Origin of the sequence: Geobacillus sp. Sah69, assembly GCF_001414205.1 — a bacterium.
GTDB classification, from domain to species: domain Bacteria; phylum Bacillota; class Bacilli; order Bacillales; family Anoxybacillaceae; genus Geobacillus; species Geobacillus stearothermophilus.
Genome location: NZ_LLKS01000014.1, coordinates 1 through 4,623, shown reverse-complemented (window position 1 = coordinate 4,623; position 4,623 = coordinate 1). Strand labels below are relative to the sequence as shown.

At 53.1% G+C, this 4,623-nt stretch carries 4 protein-coding genes, 2 rRNA genes and 1 pseudogene; all 7 read left to right on the top strand.

Annotated features, from left to right (window positions below):
* Positions 1–259: ribosomal RNA gene (locus AP057_RS01455) — 23S ribosomal RNA — on the top strand; the annotation flags it as partial.
* 127 nt (positions 260–386) lie between these two features.
* Positions 387–503, top strand: a 5S ribosomal RNA gene (gene rrf, locus AP057_RS01450).
* Between the two features lie 226 nt (positions 504–729).
* Positions 730–1,188 carry a tRNA (adenosine(37)-N6)-threonylcarbamoyltransferase complex ATPase subunit type 1 TsaE gene (gene tsaE / locus AP057_RS01445; protein ID WP_055357896.1) on the top strand — a complete coding sequence of 153 codons (459 nt, stop codon included), beginning with the start codon at positions 730–732 and terminating at the stop codon, positions 1,186–1,188.
* Positions 1,185–1,925, top strand: a complete 741-nt coding sequence (tsaB, locus tag AP057_RS01440; RefSeq protein ID WP_055357895.1) for a tRNA (adenosine(37)-N6)-threonylcarbamoyltransferase complex dimerization subunit type 1 TsaB — start codon at positions 1,185–1,187, stop codon at positions 1,923–1,925. The genes tsaE and tsaB overlap by 4 nt, the downstream gene beginning before the upstream one ends.
* A complete protein-coding gene (gene rimI / locus AP057_RS01435) occupies positions 1,885–2,337 on the top strand; it encodes a ribosomal protein S18-alanine N-acetyltransferase (RefSeq protein ID WP_055357894.1) in 453 nt (150 codons plus the stop codon). Before tsaB ends, rimI begins: the two co-directional genes overlap by 41 nt.
* Entirely contained in the window at positions 2,334–3,347 is a 1,014-nt protein-coding gene (tsaD, locus tag AP057_RS01430) for a tRNA (adenosine(37)-N6)-threonylcarbamoyltransferase complex transferase subunit TsaD (protein WP_047817700.1), read from the top strand. Before rimI ends, tsaD begins: the two co-directional genes overlap by 4 nt.
* 706 nt (positions 3,348–4,053) lie before the next feature.
* Positions 4,054–4,623: pseudogene (locus AP057_RS01425) on the top strand (IS110-like element ISGka2 family transposase); the annotation flags it as partial.

Below are 4,623 nucleotides of genomic sequence, written 5' to 3'. Positions count from 1 at the left end.
GGAGCTGTCCTTAGTACGAGAGGACCGGGATGGACGCACCGCTGGTGTACCAGTTGTCCCGCCAGGGGCACCGCTGGGTAGCTATGTGCGGACGGGATAAGCGCTGAAAGCATCTAAGCGTGAAGCCCCCCTCAAGATGAGATTTCCCACCGCGTCAGGCGGGTAAGATCCCTCGAAGATGACGAGGTCGATAGGTCCGAGGTGGAAGCGTGGCGACACGTGGAGCTGACGGATACTAATCGATCGAGGGCTTAACCAAGAAAAGCGGAGGCGAGCGGTTCGCCCCGGCTTCTTCCGACGGTTATCTAGTTTTGAAGGAATGACTTTCCTTCTTGACAACATTTATTTTTTAAGTATAATAAATGATGTCGAAACTGAATTGCTTGCCTAGTGGTGATAGCGGAGGGGAAACACCCGTTCCCATCCCGAACACGGAAGTTAAGCCCTCCAGCGCCGATGGTAGTTGGGGCCAGCGCCCCTGCAAGAGTAGGTCGCTGCTAGGCAATCTTATTCACCAGGGAGTAGCAACACGCCTAATTCCCTTTTTTCTTTTTGTTTTGCGAGTTTGATCTCAGGACTGCCCGGGAGGCTCAATATGGCCTTAGCAGGGCAGTCCTTTTGTTTTGTATGGCTGTTTTTTTGGCGTCGGCAGTGGCAACGTTGCCGTTCCTTATGGTAAAATTTCAAAAGCGGAAGCAAAGATGATAAAATGGAATAAGGTGGAACACCATGAAGCAGTTTGAACTTACCGTGCATTCTCCGGAAGAGACAAAGGCGGTTGCACGCCGGCTCGGAGAACGGCTTCAGCCGGGGATGGTCATCGCGTTAGAGGGAGATTTAGGTGCGGGAAAAACAACGTTTACGAAAGGGATTGCCGAGGGGCTGGGCATTGTACAAAACGTCAACAGCCCGACCTTCACGATTATCAAGCAGTATGATGGGCGGCTGCCGCTTTATCATATGGATGTGTATCGGCTTGAAGACGAATGGGAGGATCTCGGATTTGATGAATATTTTAACGGTGATGGTATTGCGGTTGTCGAGTGGGCCCATTTGATTGCGGGGCAGCTGCCTGAGGAGCGGTTGACCGTTTCTTTGTTTCGCCATGGCGGCGATGAACGGAGACTTGTCTTTGAGCCGTCAGGGTGGCGCTATGAACAGCTATGCAAGGAGATTTTTGCGTCATGAAAATATTAGGGATTGATACATCGAATATGCCGCTAGGCATTGCTGTGGCGGATGGGGATGTTATTAAAGGGGAATTCGTTACGAGTGTCAAAAGAGATCATTCTGTCCGGGCGATGCCGGCCATTGAGTCGCTGCTTCGGCAGTGCGGAATGGCGCCCAATGAGCTTGATTTAGTTGTTGTTGCGAAAGGCCCTGGATCTTATACCGGGGTGCGGATCGGTGTCACCATTGCGAAAACGCTCGCTTGGTCGCTCGGCATTCCGATAGCCGGCGTCTCGAGTTTAGAGGTGCTCGCCGCTAATGGCCGGTATTTCCCCGGTTTGCTCGTCCCGCTGTTTGACGCGCGGCGCGGACAAATTTACACCGGGTTGTACCGGTACGAGGACGGCGCGCTCCGATGCCTTGAAGCGGACCGTATTGTGGCGGCGGACGAGTGGGCCGATCATTTACGCAGACGGGGAGAGGATGTATTGTTCATCGGGGCCGATGCGCCGGTATATAGTGAGCTGTTTCGAAGCCGCTTGGGCGGGCGGTTTTTCATGACGCCGCCGCCGTTGACATTGCCGCGGCCAAGTGAGCTCATCATGCTCGGAAAAGAGAAACAACATGAGAATCCGCATACGTTTGTGCCGAATTACATCCGTCTTGCGGAAGCGGAAGCGAAATGGCTTGCGAAACAAAAAGGGGACGGGGACGATGGGGATCGATGTGCAATTCCGGCCGATGACCATTCATGATATCGATGAGGTCGTGCAAGTCGAGCAGGCGTCGTTTACCGCGCCGTGGACCCGGGAATCTTTTTATAATGAACTGATGTACAATCGTTACGCGAAATATATTGTCATGGTGCACCGCGGACGGATCATCGGGTATGCGGGGATGTGGCTCGTGATTGATGAAGCGCATGTGACGAATGTCGCTGTGCTGCCACAGTTTCGCGGACAAAAACTCGGCGAAGCGCTTATGCGCCGCCTTATGGAAACAGCCAAGCAGCATGGGGCGGCGACGATGACGCTGGAAGTGCGCGTCTCGAACCATGTCGCCCAGTCGTTGTACCGAAAGCTTGGGTTTCGCAATGGCGGCATCCGCAAACGGTATTATCCGGACAATTTTGAAGATGCGCTAGTGATGTGGGTGAAACTGACATGAATGAAAACGTGCATGTACTAGGTATTGAAACGAGCTGCGATGAAACAGCGGCGGCCGTGGTGAAAAACGGAAAAGAGATTTTATCGAATGTTGTGGCGTCGCAAATGGAAAGCCATCGGCGGTTTGGCGGTGTTGTGCCGGAAATTGCCTCGCGCCATCATGTCGAACAAATTACACTCGTCATGGAGGAAGCGATGCGGCAGGCTGGCGTATCGTTTTCCGATCTTGATGCCATTGCGGTGACGGCCGGACCGGGGTTGGTTGGGGCGCTCCTTGTCGGGGTGAACGCCGCAAAGGCGCTCGCGTTTGCCCACGGGTTGCCGCTTGTCGGGGTGCATCATATTGCTGGTCATATTTACGCCAACCAGCTCGTGGCGGAGATGAAATTTCCGCTGTTGGCGCTTGTCGTTTCCGGCGGGCATACGGAGCTTGTTTACATGGAAGGCCACGGGGCGTTTCAAGTCATTGGCGAGACGCGCGACGACGCTGCTGGTGAGGCGTATGACAAGGTGGCGCGGGCTTTAGGCCTTCCGTACCCAGGAGGACCGCACATCGACCGGCTGGCTCATGAGGGCGAGCCCGTGATTGATTTGCCGCGAGCGTGGCTTGAGGAAGGTTCGTATGATTTCAGCTTCAGCGGCTTAAAATCAGCGGTTCTCAATGCGCTCCACAACGCGAAGCAGCGCGGCGAGGAGATCGATCCGAGACAGATGGCCGCGAGCTTTCAGGCCAGCGTCGTCGATGTGCTGGTGACGAAAACGGTGCAGGCCGCCAAAGAATACGGCGTACGACAAGTGCTGCTCGCCGGCGGAGTGGCGGCCAACCGCGGGCTTCGGGCTGCACTGCAGGAGAAAATGAAAGAGCTTCCCGATGTGGAGCTTGTCATCCCACCGTTATCGCTATGCACTGATAATGCGGCGATGATTGCCGTTGCGGGAACTGTGTTATATCAACAAGGAAAGCGGGCTGATTTGGCGCTCAACGCCAATCCAAGCTTGCCGCTTGTCTAGAAGGTCGGTGATTTAGTACAAAATACTGCTAGCTCCACTTGTTTCTCAATTAGAGAAAAACTGTGGAATCAGCCTTCTTTTTTGGCGAAATGCCGTTGATTTGCTCGTGACAGCAGTTTGTCACCGGCCTTCTAGGAGGTTGGGGATTTCATGAAAAACTGGCCCAAAACGCACTTTTCTCAAGTTAAAAATCCTTTTAAAGAGCGGATCGCTTAGGGCAGGCGGTCTGCTCTTTTTTGTTTGGCAAGCGGAACGGCCGTCGGGTGGGGACTTGTTGTGCATATTTTTATCCATAGGTTGTGGACAATGTGGAAAAGTAAAAAAAACATGATAACGGCGAGGAGTGCAATACACAATCATTTTTTCATAGAGGAAAGGGATTGATTGTGGATAATGTGGAAAAGTCGGTTAATAACTTCTGTTTTGCACAGAAAAGATCCATGGGCAATGGTTTGCCCTCCACCCAGGGATGAAAATCCCCCTTTTCTTCCCATAATGAAGAATAGGCGCAAACAGTTCAACAGGACGTTATGCTTAATGGTGGCTTAGACCCTGTACGGAAAAGTGTTTGAATCCACTGGGTGCACCACCCATTGTCCGCCCTTTCCCGATGCGGAGGAAAGGTGACGACGAACGGAAAACTGCCGCATTTCTCCCGTGGATTCGCTGTTTGCGCACTCGATCATCGAAAAGGAGGATTTTCATCATGGATGTCATCTATCCTCGCTGCGCAGGATTGGATGTTCATGCCGAAACCATCGTCGCCTGCGCGCTATGGGAAGAAGATGGACACATTCAAAAGGACATTCAAACCTTCTCCACGTTCTCGAAAGGACTTGGCGACCTGCTTGAGTGGCTCGAAGAACATGGCGTTACCCATGTCGCCATGGAATCCACCGGCGTGTATTGGAAACCGGTCTTCGCCTTCCTCGAGGGCTATGTCGACTTGACWCTGGCCAATCCGCAGCGGATCAAAAATGTCCCGGGAAGAAAAACCGATGTCTCGGACGCCGAGTGGATCGCCAAGCTGCTCCGCCATGGACTCGTTGAAAAAAGTTTCGTCCCCCCAGCGGATATTCGCGAATTGCGGGATTTTACCCGYCTCCGCAAAAAGTGGGTCGGACAGCTGACTTCGGAGAAAAACCGGATTCAAAAAGTGCTCGAGTCTTCCAATGTCAAACTCGGCTCGGTCCTCTCCGATCTCTTCGGCGTTTCCGGAAAAGACATCCTCGCCCGGCTGCTTGAGAAGGGATACGTGGACAAGGACGAGTTGGAT

Excerpts from the sequence above, each read along its gene's own strand:
- tsaD (WP_047817700.1), top strand. The coding sequence starts at position 2,334 with ATGAATGAAAACGTGCATGTACTAGGTATTGAAACGAGCTGCGATGAA.
- tsaE (WP_055357896.1), top strand. The coding sequence starts at position 730 with ATGAAGCAGTTTGAACTTACCGTGCATTCTCCGGAAGAGACAAAGGCG.
- rimI (WP_055357894.1), top strand. The coding sequence starts at position 1,885 with ATGGGGATCGATGTGCAATTCCGGCCGATGACCATTCATGATATCGAT.
- tsaB (WP_055357895.1), top strand. The coding sequence starts at position 1,185 with ATGAAAATATTAGGGATTGATACATCGAATATGCCGCTAGGCATTGCT.